Source organism: Sedimentitalea todarodis (assembly GCF_032595355.1).
In the GTDB taxonomy this organism is placed as follows: Bacteria; Pseudomonadota; Alphaproteobacteria; order Rhodobacterales; family Rhodobacteraceae; genus Sedimentitalea; species Sedimentitalea todarodis.
Window position 1 is genome coordinate 73,183 of record NZ_JASMWN010000005.1, and the last position, 16,923, is coordinate 90,105.

The 16,923-nt window shown below is 60.7% G+C and carries 21 protein-coding genes; 6 read left to right on the plus strand and 15 right to left on the minus strand.

Annotation, left to right across the window (positions count from 1 at the left end; all coding sequences use genetic code 11):
• Positions 1-11 precede the first annotated feature (11 nt).
• The 8 genes from QO231_RS08535 to QO231_RS08570 all read right to left on the minus strand — a co-directional run bounded on the left by QO231_RS08535 (position 12) and on the right by QO231_RS08570 (position 7,789).
• Positions 12-239 (minus strand): GTA head formation protein, RCAP_rcc01685 family, encoded by a 228-nt coding sequence (locus QO231_RS08535; protein WP_316775137.1) that lies wholly within the window; start codon positions 237-239, stop codon positions 12-14.
• On the minus strand, positions 232-1,419 hold the full coding sequence (locus QO231_RS08540) for a phage portal protein (protein ID WP_316775139.1): 1,188 nt from the start codon (positions 1,417-1,419) through the stop codon (positions 232-234). Before QO231_RS08540 ends, QO231_RS08535 begins: the two co-directional genes overlap by 8 nt.
• Before the next feature lie 120 nt (positions 1,420-1,539).
• Complete coding sequence (locus QO231_RS08545) at positions 1,540-2,910, minus strand: DNA-packaging protein (protein WP_449421109.1); 1,371 nt, start codon at positions 2,908-2,910, stop codon at positions 1,540-1,542.
• Between the two features lie 559 nt (positions 2,911-3,469).
• Positions 3,470-4,624 (minus strand): endolytic transglycosylase MltG, encoded by a 1,155-nt coding sequence (gene mltG, locus QO231_RS08550; protein ID WP_316775141.1) that lies wholly within the window; start codon positions 4,622-4,624, stop codon positions 3,470-3,472.
• Complete coding sequence (gene fabF, locus QO231_RS08555; protein ID WP_316775143.1) at positions 4,624-5,889, minus strand: beta-ketoacyl-ACP synthase II; 1,266 nt, start codon at positions 5,887-5,889, stop codon at positions 4,624-4,626. The genes mltG and fabF overlap by 1 nt, the downstream gene beginning before the upstream one ends.
• A gap of 143 nt (positions 5,890-6,032) precedes the next feature.
• Entirely contained in the window at positions 6,033-6,776 is a 744-nt protein-coding gene (locus QO231_RS08560) for a 1-(5-phosphoribosyl)-5-[(5-phosphoribosylamino)methylideneamino]imidazole-4-carboxamide isomerase (RefSeq protein ID WP_316775144.1), read from the minus strand.
• A gap of 100 nt (positions 6,777-6,876) precedes the next feature.
• A complete protein-coding gene (locus QO231_RS08565; protein ID WP_316775145.1) occupies positions 6,877-7,416 on the minus strand; it encodes a GNAT family N-acetyltransferase in 540 nt (179 codons plus the stop codon).
• Positions 7,417-7,555: 139 nt separating this feature from the next.
• Positions 7,556-7,789: an acyl carrier protein gene (locus tag QO231_RS08570; RefSeq protein WP_316775147.1), complete on the minus strand. Its 234-nt coding sequence runs from the start codon at positions 7,787-7,789 to the stop codon at positions 7,556-7,558.
• A 296-nt stretch (positions 7,790-8,085) separates the two neighbouring features.
• Here QO231_RS08570 and QO231_RS08575 point away from each other — a divergent pair, with 296 nt between their 5' ends.
• The gene (locus QO231_RS08575) at positions 8,086-8,262 is read left to right on the plus strand and encodes a hypothetical protein (RefSeq protein WP_316775149.1); all 177 of its coding nucleotides are present in this window, start codon (positions 8,086-8,088) and stop codon (positions 8,260-8,262) included.
• Between the two features lie 7 nt (positions 8,263-8,269).
• On the opposite strand, the gene fabG is transcribed toward QO231_RS08575, so the two are convergent.
• Positions 8,270-9,007: a 3-oxoacyl-[acyl-carrier-protein] reductase gene (gene fabG, locus QO231_RS08580; RefSeq protein WP_316775151.1), complete on the minus strand. Its 738-nt coding sequence runs from the start codon at positions 9,005-9,007 to the stop codon at positions 8,270-8,272.
• A 17-nt stretch (positions 9,008-9,024) separates the two neighbouring features.
• Positions 9,025-9,963 carry an ACP S-malonyltransferase gene (fabD, locus tag QO231_RS08585; protein WP_316775152.1) on the minus strand — a complete coding sequence of 313 codons (939 nt, stop codon included), beginning with the start codon at positions 9,961-9,963 and terminating at the stop codon, positions 9,025-9,027.
• 178 nt (positions 9,964-10,141) lie between these two features.
• Between fabD and QO231_RS08590 the strand changes: the two genes are divergently transcribed.
• On the plus strand, positions 10,142-11,407 hold the full coding sequence (locus QO231_RS08590) for a cytochrome b/b6 domain-containing protein (RefSeq protein ID WP_316775153.1): 1,266 nt from the start codon (positions 10,142-10,144) through the stop codon (positions 11,405-11,407).
• 93 nt (positions 11,408-11,500) lie between these two features.
• Here the strand turns inward: QO231_RS08590 and QO231_RS08595 are convergent, their stop codons facing one another.
• Together QO231_RS08595 and QO231_RS08600 are read right to left on the minus strand one after the other, a co-directional pair.
• Entirely contained in the window at positions 11,501-12,091 is a 591-nt protein-coding gene (locus QO231_RS08595) for a YceI family protein (protein WP_316775154.1), read from the minus strand.
• Between the two features lie 123 nt (positions 12,092-12,214).
• On the minus strand, positions 12,215-12,802 hold the full coding sequence (locus QO231_RS08600) for a YceI family protein (protein WP_316775156.1): 588 nt from the start codon (positions 12,800-12,802) through the stop codon (positions 12,215-12,217).
• 307 nt (positions 12,803-13,109) lie between these two features.
• Here QO231_RS08600 and rpsF point away from each other — a divergent pair, with 307 nt between their 5' ends.
• Genes rpsF through rplI form a run of 3 tightly spaced genes read left to right on the plus strand, consistent with a single transcriptional unit; the run spans position 13,110 to position 14,373 of the window.
• Positions 13,110-13,463 (plus strand): 30S ribosomal protein S6, encoded by a 354-nt coding sequence (gene rpsF / locus QO231_RS08605; protein ID WP_316775157.1) that lies wholly within the window; start codon positions 13,110-13,112, stop codon positions 13,461-13,463.
• Between the two features lie 29 nt (positions 13,464-13,492).
• Positions 13,493-13,720, plus strand: coding sequence for a 30S ribosomal protein S18 (gene rpsR / locus QO231_RS08610; protein WP_138165171.1), 228 nt, complete (start codon positions 13,493-13,495; stop codon positions 13,718-13,720).
• An 11-nt stretch (positions 13,721-13,731) separates the two neighbouring features.
• Positions 13,732-14,373 (plus strand): 50S ribosomal protein L9, encoded by a 642-nt coding sequence (rplI, locus tag QO231_RS08615; protein WP_316775162.1) that lies wholly within the window; start codon positions 13,732-13,734, stop codon positions 14,371-14,373.
• Between the two features lie 62 nt (positions 14,374-14,435).
• Here rplI and QO231_RS08620 read toward each other — a convergent pair whose 3' ends face one another.
• The gene (locus QO231_RS08620; protein ID WP_316775163.1) at positions 14,436-15,035 is read right to left on the minus strand and encodes an isopropylmalate isomerase; all 600 of its coding nucleotides are present in this window, start codon (positions 15,033-15,035) and stop codon (positions 14,436-14,438) included.
• Positions 15,032-15,466, minus strand: a complete 435-nt coding sequence (locus tag QO231_RS08625; protein WP_316775164.1) for a DUF1330 domain-containing protein — start codon at positions 15,464-15,466, stop codon at positions 15,032-15,034. The genes QO231_RS08620 and QO231_RS08625 overlap by 4 nt, the downstream gene beginning before the upstream one ends.
• Positions 15,467-15,633: 167 nt before the next feature.
• Between QO231_RS08625 and QO231_RS08630 the strand changes: the two genes are divergently transcribed.
• Entirely contained in the window at positions 15,634-16,107 is a 474-nt protein-coding gene (locus QO231_RS08630) for a lytic transglycosylase domain-containing protein (RefSeq protein ID WP_316775165.1), read from the plus strand.
• Positions 16,108-16,170: 63 nt separating this feature from the next.
• Here QO231_RS08630 and aqpZ read toward each other — a convergent pair whose 3' ends face one another.
• Positions 16,171-16,860: an aquaporin Z gene (gene aqpZ, locus QO231_RS08635; RefSeq protein ID WP_316775167.1), complete on the minus strand. Its 690-nt coding sequence runs from the start codon at positions 16,858-16,860 to the stop codon at positions 16,171-16,173.
• Between the last annotated feature and the right edge of the window lie 63 nt (positions 16,861-16,923).

The window sequence follows — 16,923 nt, forward strand, 5'->3', positions numbered from 1 at the left end:
ATTTCCGCCGTTCAGGGCGTGGCGACCAGAAAAGACTGAACCGCTTGCCCCAGGATCACTGCAACGACCCCATAAACTGCGAGCCACAAACGCCGTTCGAGTCGCTCCATCAGCTCGTCAAGCCGATCCAGTCGCTGCACCAGATTGTCGTGATGCACCTGGCTCAGCCGCTCATGCGCGGCGAGCCTCAGGCCCGGTGCACACTCAAAGGCGTCGAATCTTGGGCGTTTGTCATCCATCCGCGCCGCCTTCGGGCAGGGCCGGCAACCCCAGCAACGCCCGCTTTTCCGCCTCGGTCAGAAACGGGGCCTCTGAAACACGCTTCCATTGAGCATCGCGTTCCGCAGCCAGCGCCGGAACCTGATCCATATCGGGTTTCAGTTCCAACACTTCGCCAGTGAACTGCGACAACCAATCACTCAGCGCCGAGGCCACACGAGTGGCCAATGGCAAGACGGTCAGACGATAGAACGCCCGGTTTGCTTCCTGATAGTTGGCATAGGTCGCATCCCCCTGTATGCCGATCAGCATCGGAGGCACCCCGAAGGCCAGGGCAATCTCGCGCGCGGCGGCTTCCTTGGTTTTCTGGAATTCCATATCACTGGGTGAAAAGCCCATCGGCTTCCAGTCCAGCCCCCCCTCCAGCACCATCGGCCGCCCGGCATTGCGCGCGCCCTGATAGTTGGCCTCGATCTCCTCGGACAAACGCCGATACTGATCGTCGGCCATCGCCCCGTGCCCATCGGCGCTGTTGAACACCAGCGCCCCACTCGGCCGTGCCGCATTGTCCAGCAGCGCCTTGGACCAGCGCGACGCACTGTTGTGCACGTCCACTGCCATCGCCGCGGCCTGCATCGGCGAAAAGCCATAGTGGTCATCCTGCGGGTGGAACGACTTGATATGACATATCGGCGAGACCGCATCCGACGCATCGAACCGATGCTTGCGTCCCCCGACACTGTATTCGTATCCCACGGGCCACCCATCCGCACCCGGCACCACCTTCATCCGATCCGACCTCAACACGTGCAACTCCAGCGGAAGCGCGCCCTCGCCTGCAACCGCCTCCACATAGGCATTTCCGGAGAGCAGCAACTGACCAAAGAGCGCTTCCAGCAACTCGGCCCGCCCCTGCGCGGCATTGGGTTGCGCCACGAGGCTCAGCACCGGATGCGCGTCATAGCGTTGATGCTGATCCTGCAAGACCAGGGGCAACGCCGCGGCGGCTTCTGCAATCAGCTTCACCGACCGAAACCCGACTGGATTGCCGGAAAAACCCGTCCGCGTCAGCGAAACGGTGTCACGTGGGCTCCAGGCCACGCGACCCGCCGAATGATAGGCGACAACTGGTCCGGTCGCGCTTGCCTTGGTGTTCGGCACCTCCGCCTTCGCGCCACGACGCAAGAAATCAAAAACCATTCCCGATGCTCCTATTTGATCTTCACCGCACGTCAGGTCCGCGCCGTCCGGTTGTCGACGACCTTTCTGACCTGTCTTTGGTAAAATTCCTGAAACCCACCGTACGGTGGTCCGAACGCCCTACAGGGAACGGATTCGCGGGCGCCGATATGCCGCTGCCGGAGCGATCATCAGGTCGTGCAACGCCCAGACCAGCGCATCCACGCGGTCAGGCGAGCCCTGCCCTTCATAGCCACGCGGCGTCATCAGGCACATCTGCTCTTCCAGGTCACCCAATCCGCGCACATGCCGAACCCGCCCCTGCTCATAGAGCGCCGCCACCGGCTCGGCCCGAGCCGCCTTGCCGCGCGATGCGTGAACGGCCCTGTACGGCACCAGCGGGTCCACCTGCCTGAGCACCTCTTCAACCAGTTGACCGCCCTGGTTGACTTCCGCCACCAACCTTTCGGCCCCATACTGGTCCATCGCCGCAATCGCCGCACGGGCCCAGCCGCTCGGCCCGACCCCCTGCACCGTGCAATCTGCCAGAACACAGGCCCGCCAATCCTGCGGCGGCCCATCGGTCTGCGCGCCCACGACCACGATCCCACATTCATCCGCCCCCGTCCCGGAACTGACGGCCGGATCGAGCGCCACCACGACTCGGTCCAGGACGGGTGCAGTTTCAATGCGCGCGGTCTGCATCATCTCGGTCGTCCACAGCGCCCCCTCGGCATCGGCTAGCAACACGCCGTCCAACTCCTGCCGACCAAGCCGCGTGCCGTCGTATCGACTGCGCACTTCTTCGAGAAAACTCGCCGCCAGATTGGCTCGATTCGCCTCGGTCGGCGCACGGGTCACGACGGTTGACGGCAAGGTCAGCAATTCCTTCAGAACCCCCACGTTGCGCGGCGTCGTCGTGACACAGACCTGCGGCACCTCTCCAAGACGCAACGCAAATTGCAGCATGTCCCAGGTCTCGCGCGCCTTCTTCCACTTGGCCATTTCATCAACCCAGGCCGCATCAAACTGTGGCCCACGCAAGCCTTCCGGATCATGTGCCGAAAAGACCTGTGCCTGTGCCCCATTCGGCCAGATCAGCTTGCGCTCGGTTGCCTTCCATGTCGGGCGACGGTCCGGCGGTGAACAGGACAGAATACCACTATCGCCAAACACCATGACATCGCGCACCTGATCATAGGTCTCACCCACCAGCGCGATGCGCTTCTTGATTCCGGGATCGAGGGGGCGTGCCCCCTCGACCTGGCTGCGCACCCATTCGGCACCTGCCCGCGTCTTGCCCGCGCCGCGTCCGCCCATGATCACCCAAGACCGCCAATCACCAGCGGGCGCCAACTGATGCTCCAGCGCCCAGAATTCAAAAAGGAAAGGGAGCGCACATAGCGCTCCCTCCCCAAGGCTGCTCAAAAAGCCTTCACGAACCACAGCAGTTTCTGAGGCGAGACAGACGGCACCCGATCTCAGATCGGGCGGCGTCGAGGTCCAGGGCATATCCCCCCTGAACGATTCCCGCTTGTTTTCTATATTGTTCGTCAAGGCTCATCTCCACTCTTCGGCAGCTGCTGATAAGCTTCTCCACCTCCAGCAAGTTTCTACTGCCCGTCACAAGGTTTGCATCCTCCCCGGCCTCAAGTTGCTTTCGCAGGTCTTCTGCCCGCTTCCGCAAACTCTGCACCGATTCCTCAAGCGATCGTAGAATGTCGGCCGTCTGAGAAATACGCTCCTCCGGGGTAATCAAAGTCATGTTTGCTCTATTGCCTCATGCGTGAAAATTCTCCGCACGAGAGACATGAAAAAACGGCCTCCGGGTTTCCCCGCGGCCGTTCACCCACGTCTTCTAGCATGACACAACCTATACGTTAGTCCGCGCGATGAGTCAAGATCACCCCACCGGGAATCTCCCGTAACACATTGTTAAAAATAGTTAATAACAGAATACCGAAATGGTAGATCGAAGCCAAAAAAGACCCACGCCCAATATCAATGCAACTGAACGCAGAAACCAGCAAACATCCGGACGTTGTCCCTACCGTGCAATGCGCGCAGTGTCTCAGTTGTTCTGTCGCTGTGCCTCGATCTCGCGCCATTTCGCAACGTTGCGATTATGCTCGTCTAGCGTCTCCGCAAAGGCGTGACCACCCGTACCATCCGCGACAAAAAAAACATAATCCGTCTCAACCGGCGCGACCGCAGCTTCCAGGCTCGCCATGCCCGGATTGGCAATCGGAGATGGCGGCAAGCCATCGATGACGTAGGTATTCCATGGAGTGCTGCTGCGAAGTTCGCTCTGGCGCAACCCACGGCCCAGCACGCCCTTGCCCTTTGTCACGCCATAGATCACCGTAGGATCGGTTTGCAGTTTCATGCCCCGGTTCAAACGATTGACAAACACGCTCGCAACCTGCCCACGCTCTTCCGCGACGCCAGTTTCCTTCTCGATGATTGACGCGAGAACCAGCATTTCCTCGGGGCTCGCCAGCGGCAACCCCTCCTGCCGGCTTTCCCAAGCTGCGGCGATCCGCAATTCCTGAACCTCCTGCATCTGTGCCAGCAACGCGGTACGGTCCGCACCGGAAACCACCTCATAGCTGTCAGGGGCCAGCATACCTTCGTCAGGGCGTTCGGTGATTTCACCGCTCAGGACGTCAATTGCGTTCAGCGCTTCCACGACCTGCCAGCTTGTCACCCCTTCGGCGAGCGCGATGCGATAGCGGGTATCCGCATCGGCGCGCTTGGCGGTGTATCCTTCGGGTGCGTCTTCGCTCGTCGGATCAAACGCCGCGATCTCGACAAACTGGTCCGTCGCCGGATCAAGCTCGCGTACGCGCGCCTCGGTCCGGGTCACACCCACCCGATAAACAATCTCGGTGCCACAGGTACTGGCCCCACCCCGGGTGATCTGGTCGACGATCTGTTCCATCGATGCCCCCGGCTTGACAAGAAAACTGCCCGCCTTCAGCTGATCGGCCTTCTCGGCATAGTCCGCTCCCAGCCGAAAAATAGTGCCATTGCTCACCGCGCCTTTTGCCTCAAGGTCACGGCTTACCTTGCCCATGTTCGAGCCACGCTCGACGCGCAGGCAGATCGCATCGCTCAACGGACCCTCGACGCTGTATTGAGATTTCCCCCACATCACGACACCAACCGCCAGGAACAACCCGACGATCAGAAATGTCAGCATGTTAGAAGCGAGACTGCGCCACATCAGCTGACTTTTCCGAAGACAACGCTCGCATTGGTGCCGCCAAACCCGAATGAGTTGGACAGCGCCACGTTGATTTCACGTTCCCGTTTTGCGTTCGGGGCAAGGTCGACCACGGTCTCCACCGCAGGATTGTCCAGATTGATCGTCGGCGGTGCGACCTGGTCGCGGATCGCCAGAATCGAAAAGATCGCCTCGATCGCGCCCGCAGCCCCCAACAGATGCCCGGTCATGGACTTGGTGGACGACATGGTCACGTTTGACGCCGCATCCCCCATCATCCGCTCGACCGCGCTCAATTCAATGGTATCAGCCATCGTGCTGGTGCCGTGGGCGTTGATGTAATCCACATCCGCAGGCTTCAGCCCTGCACCGTCGAGCGCCGCACGCATCGACCGTTCGGCGCCGTCACCGGTCTCGGACGGGGCTGTGATGTGATAGGCATCGCCAGACAGGCCATAGCCCAGTACTTCGGCATAGATCTTGGCCCCACGCGCCTTGGCATGTTCGTATTCTTCCAAGACAACCACGCCGGCGCCCTCGCCCATCACGAACCCATCGCGATCCGCGTCATATGGCCGGCTCGCAGCCTGGGGATTGTCGGCAAACTTGGTGCTCAGCGCCTTGCAGGCATTGAAACCGGCAATACCGATCTCGCAGATCGCTGCCTCGGCCCCACCGGCAATCATCACGTCTGCATCACCATGCTGGATCAGTCGCGACGCGTCGCCAATGGCATGCGCGCCGGTGGAACAGGCGGTCACCACCGAGTGGTTCGGTCCCTTGAATCCAAACCGGATACCGACCTGACCGGAAATCAGGTTGATCAGCGCCCCGGGAATAAAGAATGGCGACACCCGACGCGGCCCGCGCTCCTTGATCATCACCGCCGTATCGGCGATCGAACTCAAGCCACCGATGCCCGACCCGATCATCACCCCTGTGCGCAGGCGGTCCGCCTCGTCTTCGGGCGTCCAGCCGGCATCGTGACACGCCATGTCAGCCGCGGCGATCCCGAAGAGGATGAAATCGTCAATCTTGCGCTGTTCCTTGGGCTCCAGCCAGTCATTCGCATTGAACGTGCCATCGCTGCCATCGCCCAGTGGCACCTCACAGGCATACGTGGTCGTAACCCCGCTAGCCACCGCATCGAATTGCTTGATCGGGCCAGCGCCCGATTGTCCGGCCAACAGCCTTGACCAGCTTTCTTCTACTCCGCTTGCCAGCGGTGTCACCAGTCCCAGCCCCGTTACGACTACTCTGCGCATGACTGCCTCTTGCCCCTATTGCCGTTGCGCATCGCTCTTACCCTGCACCGGGGCATGGGGGCAAGAGCGCAGCGCACCGTAAGGCGGCACCTTTCCGCGCCCGGTGGACGGGTTTCCGCCGTTTTTGCTATTCGTTCAACGCCTTACTGGAGTTCGGCCACCGGCTCCGGCCCTGGCTGCGCGATCCTCAGTGCCTCGCCCAGATCGACGCTCTTGCGGAACAATGCACGCCCCACCAACGCCCCGGCAATATTGGGAACATAGGTCAGCCTGGCGATATCATCGACAGTGTGGACGACCCCGCTGGCGATAACCGGCGAACGCGCCTGTGCCGCCAGACCGGCAATCAGACCCAATTGCGCTTCAACCTCATCCATATCACTTTCGATATCGGTGATGATGATCCCGGCAAAGGGCGCATCGCCAAAGGCCTCGATGAATGCTCCGGGCGTCCAGGCACTGGCCGACCTCCAACCTTCGGTCATCACCTGTCCGCGCCAGACATCGACGGACAACACGATCTGGTCCGGATGGAACTTGGCCAATTCCCGCGCAAGTTGCGGATCTCGTGCCGCCAACGTCCCGATCACAATGCGACCGGCCCCCTTGTCGATCCAGTGTTCCACCATCTCGCGGCTGTGAAACCCGCCACCCAACTGCACGGGAATGCCGGCGCTGCGAATGATCTCGTGAACCAGCTCGGCATTGTCCGCGCGTCCCTCGACCGCGTCAAAGTCAGTAAGATGCATCCAACTCGCACCGGCCTCGGCAAAGCCGTGCGCGGTTTCAACCGGATCGACATGCCAGACCATCGGCTCGTCAAGCCGGCCTTTGGCCAGCGTTACGCAGCGTCCGCCCTGCAACTCCATTGTCGGAAATATCAACATGACCTTGCCCCCGATATTGGTCACCTGTTTCGATCACAGACTACCACAAAGCGAGTGGCGACGTCGCTCTATTTCGGCGCTACCCGTTCTGTTTGCGGCGTCAGCGGGTCGCCGGCGGCCCGTTTCGGCGCAACAGGACAATTGATTCGCCGCTGCAGTCGGTTTCCCGCATTTCTTCGTAACCCAGATGCGCCGCCAGACGCAGCGATGCGGTGCTTTCCGCTCCGACTCGTGCCACCAGCGTCCCCGGGATCACCCGGTCAAACCAGTCATGCGCCGCTTCCGCCGCTTCCCGCGCCAGCCCGCGCCCCTGGGCCTCGGGGGTGAGCATCCAGCCTGCTTCGGGAAAGGGGTCGTAATCTTCACCGTAGGCGCAGGCGCTGAAAAAGAACCCGGTCTGGCCAACCATCAGACGCGTTCCCTGCTCGATCACCGCCCATTGACCGAACCCGGTCATTTCCCAGTGGCCGGCATTGCGAAGAAACGCTTCCCACGCCTTGCCCCGGCTCATCTGCTGACCACCGCTGTTGCGCACGGCACCAGGCGTCGCCCAGATCTGGGCAAAGCGGTTGAAATCTTCCGGTTTCATCGCGCGCAGGACGAGGCGCGATGTATTGATATTGGGAACTGAACGGATCATTGCGCCGTTTCTTGTCTGCTTGCCTCAATTCAAAGGTGTCTACAGAATCCCGGCGGACGCAAGGGCTTCGCGGCCCATCAGGCAAAAAAACGGCGCTTCCCGATGGGAAACGCCGAATCTGCAATCTGTTTGGAACGGTTCAGGACGCCGAGTTGATGAACTTCACTGCATCGCCGAAGGTTTGAATGGTTTCGGCCGCATCATCCGGAATCTCGATACCGAACTCTTCTTCAAAAGCCATGACCAACTCGACGGTATCCAGGCTGTCTGCGCCCAGATCATCGATGAACGAGGCGTTTTCGGTCACCTTGTCCTCTTCAACACCCAGATGTTCTACAACGATCTTCTTCACGCGGTCTGCGACGTCGCTCATGTTACTTCCTCATTCCATTACGGGCCATCGGCCCAAGTCTGCCCTCGCCCGCTCGGGGTCGGTTGGTATCGCCCGATTGGGCGGCTCGTTCCCGGCGTTCCGGGGATGACAGTCGGACGTTGTACCGCCGCCTGTCAGGATTGCGCCGCCTATAGCACAGAGTTGCAAATAGGCAAACGCTTTCGAAAAGACCCGATCACTTCATCTTTAGGTCTAGAACCTGCCGAAAAATTGTCCTTTTTCGGAGATAAACTGTCCTCAGTCACGAAACAAGGGCCGAAGGCCTGGGGGCCGACATGAAACCCATGACCGCAGAGCACACGTCGCAAGGAGCAAGTTCAATGATTCAGTTGCACGAAGCGCAAAGCCTGCTGCTCATCCTCGCCCTTCTGATCCTCAGTTATCTTGTCTTCCGCCTGCTGCGCCCCGGATCGTCGCAGACCGACAATCCGGAGAAGCTCGACAAACGCTGACAGAGCGTCACAGCATCGCCATACCGCCATTCACATGCAAGGTCGCGCCGGTCACATAACCCGCCTCGGGGCTGGCAAGATACAAGACAGCCGCCGCAATTTCTGCAGCTTCGCCCATCCGTCCAGCCGGCACCTGCCCCAGAATACCGGTTTTCTGGTCATCGGTCAGCTTGTCGGTCATGGCCGTTGTGATGAAACCTGGCGCAACCGCATTCACGGTGATGCCCCGGCTCGCCACCTCGTAGGCCAGGCTCTTGGACATGCCGACCATTCCGGCCTTTGACGCCGCGTAGTTGGCTTGCCCGGGATTGCCCGTGGCCCCCACGACCGAACTGATGTTCACGATCCGTCCCCACCGGGATTTCATCATGCCGCGCATCACGCCCTTGCACAGCCGGAAGGTCGCCGTCAGGTTCACGTCAAGCACGCTCTGCCATTCATCGACCGACATACGCATGAACAGGTTGTCTCGTGTGATACCGGCATTGTTGACCAGAATATCCACAGCACCCATCGCCTCGGTCGCCTGCTTGGGCAGGGCATCGACGGCCTCCGGATCGCTCAGGTTGCACGGCAGGACATGCGCGCGCACGCCCAATTCTGCCGCCAGCGCCTCAAGCGGTTCCACCCGCGTGCCCGACAAACCGACCGTCGCCCCTGCACCATGCAATGCCCGCGCGATGCCGCCGCCAATCCCGCCTGACGCGCCGGTGATCAGCGCAGATTTTCCCGTCAGATCAAACATACCGTCTTCCTTTCTGCTTACCCGAGGCTCTCGGCAGCTGCCTTCACATCATCCGGTGCGCCCACGGCCTTGCAGGCAATCTCGCGATTGATCTTGCGGATCATGCCGGACAAGGCCTTGCCTGCACCGATCTCCCATGCCTCGGTCACCCCTTGCGCGCCCATGTATTCAACGCTCTCACGCCAGCGCACCGCTCCAGTCACCTGCTCAACCAGAAGCGCCCGGATCGTATCCGCGTCGCTGACCGCTTCTGCCCGCACATTCGCCACCACTGGCACCGCCGGAGCCTGAATCGCCACATTCGCCAGCGCTTCGGCCATCACTTCGGCGGCTGGCTGCATCAGCGCACAATGAAAGGGCGCGCTCACCGGCAGCATGATCGCCCGCTTGGCTCCGCGGTCCTTGGCGATCTCCGCCGCGCGTTCCACCGCGGCCTTGGCGCCTGAGACGACAACCTGCATCGGATCATTGTCGTTCGCCGCCTGGCATACCTCGCCCTGCGCTGCCGCCTCGGCGACGTCGCGCACAGTGGCCAGATCCAGCCCAAGGATCGCGGCCATCGCGCCCTGCCCCACAGGCACCGCGTTCTGCATCGCCTGCCCGCGTGTCCGGAGCAGCTTGGCGGTATCGCCCACGCTCAACGCCCCGGCCGCTGCCAGCGCCGAATACTCTCCCAGCGAATGCCCGGCCACAAACCCGGCGGCCGTGATCGTGACCCCCTCGGCCTCCAGCGCCCGCATCGCCGCCATCGACGTCGCCATCAACGCCGGTTGCGCATTGCTCGTCAGCGTCAATTCCGCGATATCACCGTCCCAGATCAGCGCGCTCAGCTTCTCGCCCAGCGCGTCATCCACCTCGTCAAACACCGCCTGCGCCGCAGGGTACGCGGCGGCGAGCGCCTGTCCCATGCCTATGGCCTGCGCGCCCTGTCCGGGAAAAACAAATGCTCTGCTCATGTTATGCCTCCAACTGCCCGTCACTGGCATATCCCGCCGCGATGACAGAGGCAACGGTGGACAATCCTGTGCACCCGCGCGCGCGGCGTGTGCAGGCGCGCGCGCGGCGTGTGCAGGGCCGCCGTTGTGCCCGCGCTCAAATTCACTATCTTTCCGAAGACCGCACGCGGAGGAAGCGATGGCACTGCAAAACACCCCCGCCCGCTACGGCACAGTCAGCATGAGTTTTCACTGGCTCACCGCGTTGCTGATACTGAGCGTGATTCCCCTTGGCGTCATTGCCCATGATATGGCGCACGACCTGCGCAACCCAGAGATCACCAGCACCGAGGACGACATCCTGCGCACCGCGCTTCTGTTCTCGATGCACAAGACCACCGGCGTACTGATCTTTTTCGTGGCACTTGCCCGAATACTCTGGGCCATCACCCAGACAAAGCCCGCCCCGCTGCACCCGAAGCGCCGTCTTGAATCATTTCTGGCCGAAACCGTGCATTGGCTGCTCTATGGCTCGCTACTCCTTGTTCCTCTGACCGGCTGGATCCACCATGCCGCGACGGTCGGGTTCGCACCGATCTGGTGGCCCTTTGGCCAAAATCTGCCTTTCGTGCCCAAGGACAAGGCCATCTCCGACCTCTTTGCCACCCTCCATATGGTGCTGGAACGAGTTCTTCTGGTGTCGCTCATCCTGCATATCGCCGGCGCGCTGAAACATCAGATCATCGACCGCGATTCAACCTTGCGCCGGATGCTGCCCGGTGGCGGTGATATGGCCCCGCCCGCCACGGGCAAAGCCCACACGGCACTCCCATTTGTTGCGGCACTTGCCACCTGGGCCGCAGCACTCGGCATCGCTGCCACTCTGGGGCTGTTTACGCCGCATTCACCGCGTGCAACGCCCGCGCCCGCCCCGGAACAGTCCACCTCGACCCAGACTACCCAAGCCGAGCCAACCGGCTGGCAAGTCACCGAAGGATCGCTTGCAATCTCGATTACACAGATGGGCAGCGCCGTCTCAGGGCAGTTCGACGACTGGACTGCCGACATCACCTTTGAAGACCCCGACACGCCCGGTCCGGCCGGACGCGTCGACGTCAGCATCGCAATCCCGTCCCTCACACTGGGCAGCGTCACCCAGCAGGCGATGGGGCCGGATTTCTTTGATGCCGAGAGATTCCCCGACGCCCGGTTCACCGCCGATATCACCAAGACCGAAACCGGCTATGTCGCTGCGGGGCCGCTCACCATTCGCGATGTGACGATCCTCGTGACCCTGCCATTCGACCTTGAACTGGCCGGCAAGACCGCAACCATGACCGGCGCGCTGACGCTTGAACGGCTCGACTACGGAATCGGGGCCAACATGCCCGATGAGGCGTCTCTGGGCTTTGCCGTGGATGTTACCATTTCGCTCACCGCCACCCGCGCACCCGCGACCGAATGATCAGGGGCACCGGGTCAAACCCGAAGATCGCTGCGCTCGCGTCTCCCGACGGGGGGCACGGTTCACCTCTTCCATCGCCAAGAGAGCAGCACCCTACTGCGCTCTGAGTTCTGAATTGATCACGATCCGGATCTCATCTGAACCCATCGGCACAAAGGCGCCCATGTTCCACTCTGACCGTTTGATCGTCGCGACCGCAGTCACGCCAAGCCAGGTGCCCGCAAAATACTTGAAATACTTGCCGACCGGATGTTCGCCCACATTGTGAACTGTGACATCGAACTCGGCCTCCCTGGTCACGTCCTTGATTGTCAGATCGCCTTTGACCTTCAACTGCGTTGGTCCGACCTGCTGAAAAGAGGTCGAGTTGAAACTGACGAGGGGAAAGTTCGCCACGTCAAAGAACGTATCGCTCCACAGATCACTGTTGAACCGTTCGACCCCGGTTTCCATGCTGCTGACCGGGATCGCAAAAAATGCCGTCGAACTCGGCACAGAATCAAGCGAGAAATTGAGGGACCCGTCAACCTCGGTAAACTCAAGCGACTGCTCGGAAAACCCCGCGTGATCCCAATAGACCCGCACCTCTGTGTGCTCCGGATCCACCATCCAGGTTTCTGCCTGCGCTGCAGAAGCCAACGCAAATGCGGCCAACAATCCTGCTGCAATCGTTTTCCTGCTCATCTATCCCTCCAGACAAATTCAGCCGTCCTATCTCAGTAAGGTTGCTCTGATGGCGCTCAAGGAACAAGACCGAAGAGCGAAAAAATCCGCAGGCCCAAATCGGGCCCACGGAGATCTGGCCGATCAGCCTGCGTTGCCGTCCGCTGCCTTTTGAGCCTCGACCGAGATCTTCAACTCGACTTCATCGCTCACAAAGGGCGCAAACTTGCCGAGGTTGTAATCGGATCGGATCAGCTGCGTCGTCGCGTCAAACCCGGCCCAGGGGGTGTTGGCCATCGGATGCATCCCCGCCTGATTCAGCTTGGCGTCCAGAACAATCTCTTTGGTCACCCCGTTCAGCGTGAGGTCCCCGGTGATCAGCGCGGTGTTCTCTCCGGTCACTTCGATGCCGGTGGACGCAAATGTGACCATTTCCGCATCAGAGGCATCAAAGAAGTCCGGCGACATGAAGTGCTTGAAGCGGTCTTCCCAGCCGGTCAACATCGAGGTGACGGGCATCGACACTTCGACACTCGACGCTTCCGGCGTCTCGGTGTCAAAGCTGATCTTGCCCTCAAAGCCCGAGAACATGCCCCAGGTCGTGGAATAGCCAAGGTGATTGTAGCTGAACAGCACCTGGCTGTGGCTGGGATCCAGGGTGTAGGTTTCTGGCTCAGCAGCAGCCGTCGTCGCAACGAGGCCAAGGGCGGCAGCAATTAGGATGGGTCTCATGTTCTCATGTTCCTCTCGGGGATCAGGGGGTCATTCACCCACGACATCTAGGGGTTTGGACGCGGAACCCAACTCGGGAAATCTCCACAGGAGCTGTGAGCAGATGAACAGTGCCACACCGGTTTGTCACTTGGCGTGAAACACCTTTGAAACAGCGGATCATCCCGGACTTGCCCTGAATGGAGATCCGTGTATACGGAGCGCTCCTTTCGCAACAATCTGAACCGCGCAGTCTCTCGTGGCGGGGCCGCGAAAGGACATTGGCCCCACCTTTGAAATGCGCCTTGAAACAAGAACAGGAGTCCACATGCCACTCTATGAGCATGTCATGATTGCGCGTCAGGATTTGTCCAACACGCAAGCTGAAGGCCTTATCGAACATTTTGGAGCCGTGCTGTCCGACAACGGCGGCGCGCTAGTCGACCAGGAATACTGGGGCGTCAAGACCATGGCCTACAAGATCAACAAGAACCGCAAGGGCCATTATGCCTTCCTGCGCACCGATGCACCGGCACCGGCCGTACAGGAAATGGAACGCCTGATGCGTCTGCACGATGACGTGATGCGGGTTCTGACCATCAAGGTCGACGCGCACAAAGAAGGCCCGTCGGTCCAGATGCAGAAACGCGACGAACGCGACAACCGTCGCGAGCGCCGTTGATCATTAGCTTGAGAAAAGGACTGTAAATCATGGCAGCCAAACCATTTTTCCGCCGCCGCAAAGTCTGCCCCTTCTCGGGCGACAACGCACCGGCCATCGACTACAAAGACACACGTCTGCTGCAGCGCTATATCAGCGAACGCGGCAAGATCGTTCCGTCCCGTATCACCGCCGTATCGGCCAAGAAGCAACGCGAGCTGTCCCGCGCCATCAAGCGCGCACGCTTCCTCGCCCTCTTGCCCTACGCCGTCAAGTAAGGAGAAAGCACATGCAAGTCATCCTTCTGGAACGTGTCGCAAAGCTGGGCCAAATGGGCGACGTCGTGGACGTCAAACCGGGTTACGCGCGCAACTTTCTGCTGCGGCAGAACAAGGCGCTGACCGCCAGCAAATCGAACATTGCGGCGTTCGACGAACAGAAAGCGCAGCTCGAGGCGCGCAACCTCGAAACCCGCAAGGAAGCCGAGGCGCTTGGCGAAAAGCTCGACGGTCAGCAGTTCGTCGTGATTCGCTCGGCGTCTGACGGCGGCAACCTTTACGGCTCTGTCACTCCGCGTGACGCAGCCGATGCCGCAACCGAAGCCGGGTTCACCGTTGATCGCAAGCAAGTCCTGATCCGCATCCCGATCAAGGCACTGGGCCTGCACGAAGTCGAAGTGAACCTTCACCCCGAAGTCGACGTCAAGATCAAGCTGAACGTCGCCCGTTCGCCCGAAGAGGCCGAACTGCAGGCCTCTGGCAAATCGATTCAGGAACTGGCCGCAGAAGAGGAGGCCGAGGCCGAATTCGAGATTGCGGAACTGTTTGATGATATCGGTACGGCCGCATCGGACGACGACGCACTTGCCGAAGCGGCTGGTGTCGACGGCGCCGCTGCAGAATCCGACGAGGACGACGCCTCCAAGGCCTGATCTGTTCATCGGATCGCAACCAGATCGAACCGCGCGCGGCCCTGCCCCGCGCGGTTTTTTCGTCAGCGACCTCTGCCCGAGATCCGTTGCCCGCGACCTGTGAAGAGTATCCAGATCGCGTTCACCGCGATCATCGCCAACCCTCCCAATTCCAGCACCCAGTTCATCCTGACATTGCTGATCTGGGAGCTGATGAACGCGTCGAAATGATGAAACCCGACCGCGCGAACGGCGATGAAGGCGAGCAACAGGATCAGCCCGAGCAGCATCAACCAGATCTGCCCCAGATGCCGCCGCATGATCCACACCACGAAGAGCCCGAAACCCAGGCAATACAGCAAGAGCACAAGGATGAACCCGATCTGGATCGCACGCCGGTCTTCGTACCATCCCTGCAACTGCGACAGGCAGCGTGCCGCAGCTGTCAGGGCCGATTGAAGGTCCAGCTGCTTGTTCACCATCAACAGAGCCAGCAACACCGCGAGACCAAAGCCAAAGACCTTCAGACGACGCGATGATTGCCTCCCGAATGCCAAAACACACAGGCCCGAAGCGAGCCCATAGGCCGCGACGGTTATCCAGCCCATCACGCTCGGATCGCCGATCGTGGGCGACCAGTTTTCACTCAGGCATTGTCCGACGGCTGACAGCATCGCGCTCATTCGCCTCCTGCATCGCCGCCGCCAAACCCCGCTCCGACCGAGAGCGGAGCCATACGGGTCAGCCGGGAATCTGCGACCGCCGCCTGACGATGGGCCATCGCAATGCGATAGTCGGGGTCTTTCAGCATCTCCAGAAACGCGCCCGGTTGCGGATACTCGGCAATAAAACACAGGTCCCATTGCTGTTCGGGCGGCCCGATGAGCATCTGCTCCATCGCGCCACGCCAGACGATACGCCCCTTCACCCGCTCGAATATCGGGCTACTCAGACGCCCGTAGGCGGCATAGGCCGCCCGCCCGGTCGTTTCGGTTCCGTCCTCGTAAACGGCCCGCTCTCGCAGTCTCACGAGGTTCAGCATGTGAATCGGCCCTGCACGATCATTGGCCTTGAACGCCTCGTAGTCCTCTTTTTTAAATCCCAGGTGCGGCATCCGTTTCCCCTCTGCAGCTAGAGCGCAGCTTGGCGTGCCGCGTGAGCCAGAACAAGCCCACCATCGGCAATCCGTCGCCCATAACCCATGTGAGTCAAACCACAGCTTGCCTCGGACAATCTGATCAGTAAATTGCCCTCCGGATTAACGACTGGATTCTTCATTTCATGTTACCACTGTCCCGCCGTCGTGCGCTGGCCGTGATCGCCATATGTCTTGCCACATCTGCATGTGCCACAGCGCCCGAAGCCCCGCCCGCCGGCCCCCCGCTCTATCCGAACGAAACGCCGGAATTGAGGGCCCTGATCAACGAGTATGCTGATCTCTACGAGGTGCCACGCCCGCTGGTGCATCGCCTTGCAATCCGCGAGAGCACCCACCGGCCAGCGGCGGTCAATCGCCCCTATTACGGCCTGCTTCAAATCCTGCCCGCGACGGCCCGGTCGATGGGGTTCAAAGGCAAACCCAAGGATTTGCTGGATGCAGAGACCAACCTTAAATACGCGGGAAAATACCTGCGCGGAGCATGGCTGATCTCGGACGGCAGCTATGACAACGCGGTGAAACACTATTCACGCGGCTATTGGCACGAGGCCAAACGGCGCGGAATGTTGGTCGAGACCGGGCTGGTTCAGCAGTAGTCGCCGCAAACCCATTGGAAGGGCCGCAGAAGCTGCGGCCCGTACCCATTCTCTGACCCGGTGTCAGTCGTCGGTGGTCATCATCTTCCAGATCACCGCGCCCAAGGCGCCCCCGACTAGCGGTGCGAGCCAGAACAACCAAAGCTGCGACAAGGCAGGCCCATCAGCGAAGAGCGCGACACCGGTTGATCGGGCGGGGTTGACCGACGTGTTGGTCACCGGGATCGAGATCAGGTGAATCAAGGTCAGGGCAAGTCCGATCGCGATGGGTGCAAACCCGGCCGGTGCGCCCGAAGACGTTGCGCCCAGAATAATGATCAGAAAAAAGGCGGTCAGCACGATTTCGATCACGAGGGCCGACATCATACCGTATTTTTCAGGCGAGGCATCACCGAAACCATTCGAGGCAAAGCCGCCCACGCCCTGAAAATCAGCCGTGCCAGAGAAGACCATATAGAGCGTGCCCGCCGCGGTAATCGCGCCAAGAACCTGAGCGGCCCAGTACGGCAACAGCTCTCCTGCCGGATGACGTCCGCCGACAACCAGCCCCAGCGTGACCGCCGGGTTGAAGTGACCGCCCGAAATATGGCCCACTGCAAACGCCATGGTCAGGACGGTCAGACCAAAGGCCAGGCTGACGCCAAGCCATCCGATCCCGACATTTGCCACACCAGCCGCGAGGATCGCGCTGCCACAGCCTCCGAACACCAACCAATAGGTGCCGAAAAACTCGGCCATCATCTTCTTTGACATCAGTCTCTCCAGTTCACATAACTGTGATAGTCTTACCCTGTCCCGTCCGGACACCAAAGAATT

Bases quoted from the DNA above. Each gene is read 5' to 3' on its own strand.
- rplI (WP_316775162.1), top strand. From the start codon at position 13,732: ATGCAAGTCATCCTTCTGGAACGTGTCGCAAAGCTGGGCCAAATGGGC.
- rpsF (WP_316775157.1), top strand. From the start codon at position 13,110: ATGCCACTCTATGAGCATGTCATGATTGCGCGTCAGGATTTGTCCAAC.
- fabD (WP_316775152.1), bottom strand. From the start codon at position 9,963: ATGAGCAGAGCATTTGTTTTTCCCGGACAGGGCGCGCAGGCCATAGGC.
- aqpZ (WP_316775167.1), bottom strand. From the start codon at position 16,860: ATGTCAAAGAAGATGATGGCCGAGTTTTTCGGCACCTATTGGTTGGTG.
- QO231_RS08590 (WP_316775153.1), top strand. From the start codon at position 10,142: ATGGCACTGCAAAACACCCCCGCCCGCTACGGCACAGTCAGCATGAGT.
- QO231_RS08545 (WP_449421109.1), bottom strand. From the start codon at position 2,910: ATGCCCTGGACCTCGACGCCGCCCGATCTGAGATCGGGTGCCGTCTGT.
- QO231_RS08570 (WP_316775147.1), bottom strand. From the start codon at position 7,789: ATGAGCGACGTCGCAGACCGCGTGAAGAAGATCGTTGTAGAACATCTG.
- QO231_RS08630 (WP_316775165.1), top strand. From the start codon at position 15,634: ATGTTACCACTGTCCCGCCGTCGTGCGCTGGCCGTGATCGCCATATGT.
- QO231_RS08595 (WP_316775154.1), bottom strand. From the start codon at position 12,091: ATGAGCAGGAAAACGATTGCAGCAGGATTGTTGGCCGCATTTGCGTTG.
- QO231_RS08565 (WP_316775145.1), bottom strand. From the start codon at position 7,416: ATGATCCGTTCAGTTCCCAATATCAATACATCGCGCCTCGTCCTGCGC.
- QO231_RS08535 (WP_316775137.1), bottom strand. From the start codon at position 239: ATGGATGACAAACGCCCAAGATTCGACGCCTTTGAGTGTGCACCGGGC.
- QO231_RS08575 (WP_316775149.1), top strand. From the start codon at position 8,086: ATGAAACCCATGACCGCAGAGCACACGTCGCAAGGAGCAAGTTCAATG.
- fabG (WP_316775151.1), bottom strand. From the start codon at position 9,007: ATGTTTGATCTGACGGGAAAATCTGCGCTGATCACCGGCGCGTCAGGC.
- QO231_RS08600 (WP_316775156.1), bottom strand. From the start codon at position 12,802: ATGAGACCCATCCTAATTGCTGCCGCCCTTGGCCTCGTTGCGACGACG.
- QO231_RS08625 (WP_316775164.1), bottom strand. From the start codon at position 15,466: ATGCCGCACCTGGGATTTAAAAAAGAGGACTACGAGGCGTTCAAGGCC.
- fabF (WP_316775143.1), bottom strand. From the start codon at position 5,889: ATGCGCAGAGTAGTCGTAACGGGGCTGGGACTGGTGACACCGCTGGCA.
- QO231_RS08540 (WP_316775139.1), bottom strand. From the start codon at position 1,419: ATGGTTTTTGATTTCTTGCGTCGTGGCGCGAAGGCGGAGGTGCCGAAC.
- rpsR (WP_138165171.1), top strand. From the start codon at position 13,493: ATGGCAGCCAAACCATTTTTCCGCCGCCGCAAAGTCTGCCCCTTCTCG.
- mltG (WP_316775141.1), bottom strand. From the start codon at position 4,624: ATGTGGCGCAGTCTCGCTTCTAACATGCTGACATTTCTGATCGTCGGG.
- QO231_RS08560 (WP_316775144.1), bottom strand. From the start codon at position 6,776: ATGTTGATATTTCCGACAATGGAGTTGCAGGGCGGACGCTGCGTAACG.
- QO231_RS08620 (WP_316775163.1), bottom strand. From the start codon at position 15,035: ATGAGCGCGATGCTGTCAGCCGTCGGACAATGCCTGAGTGAAAACTGG.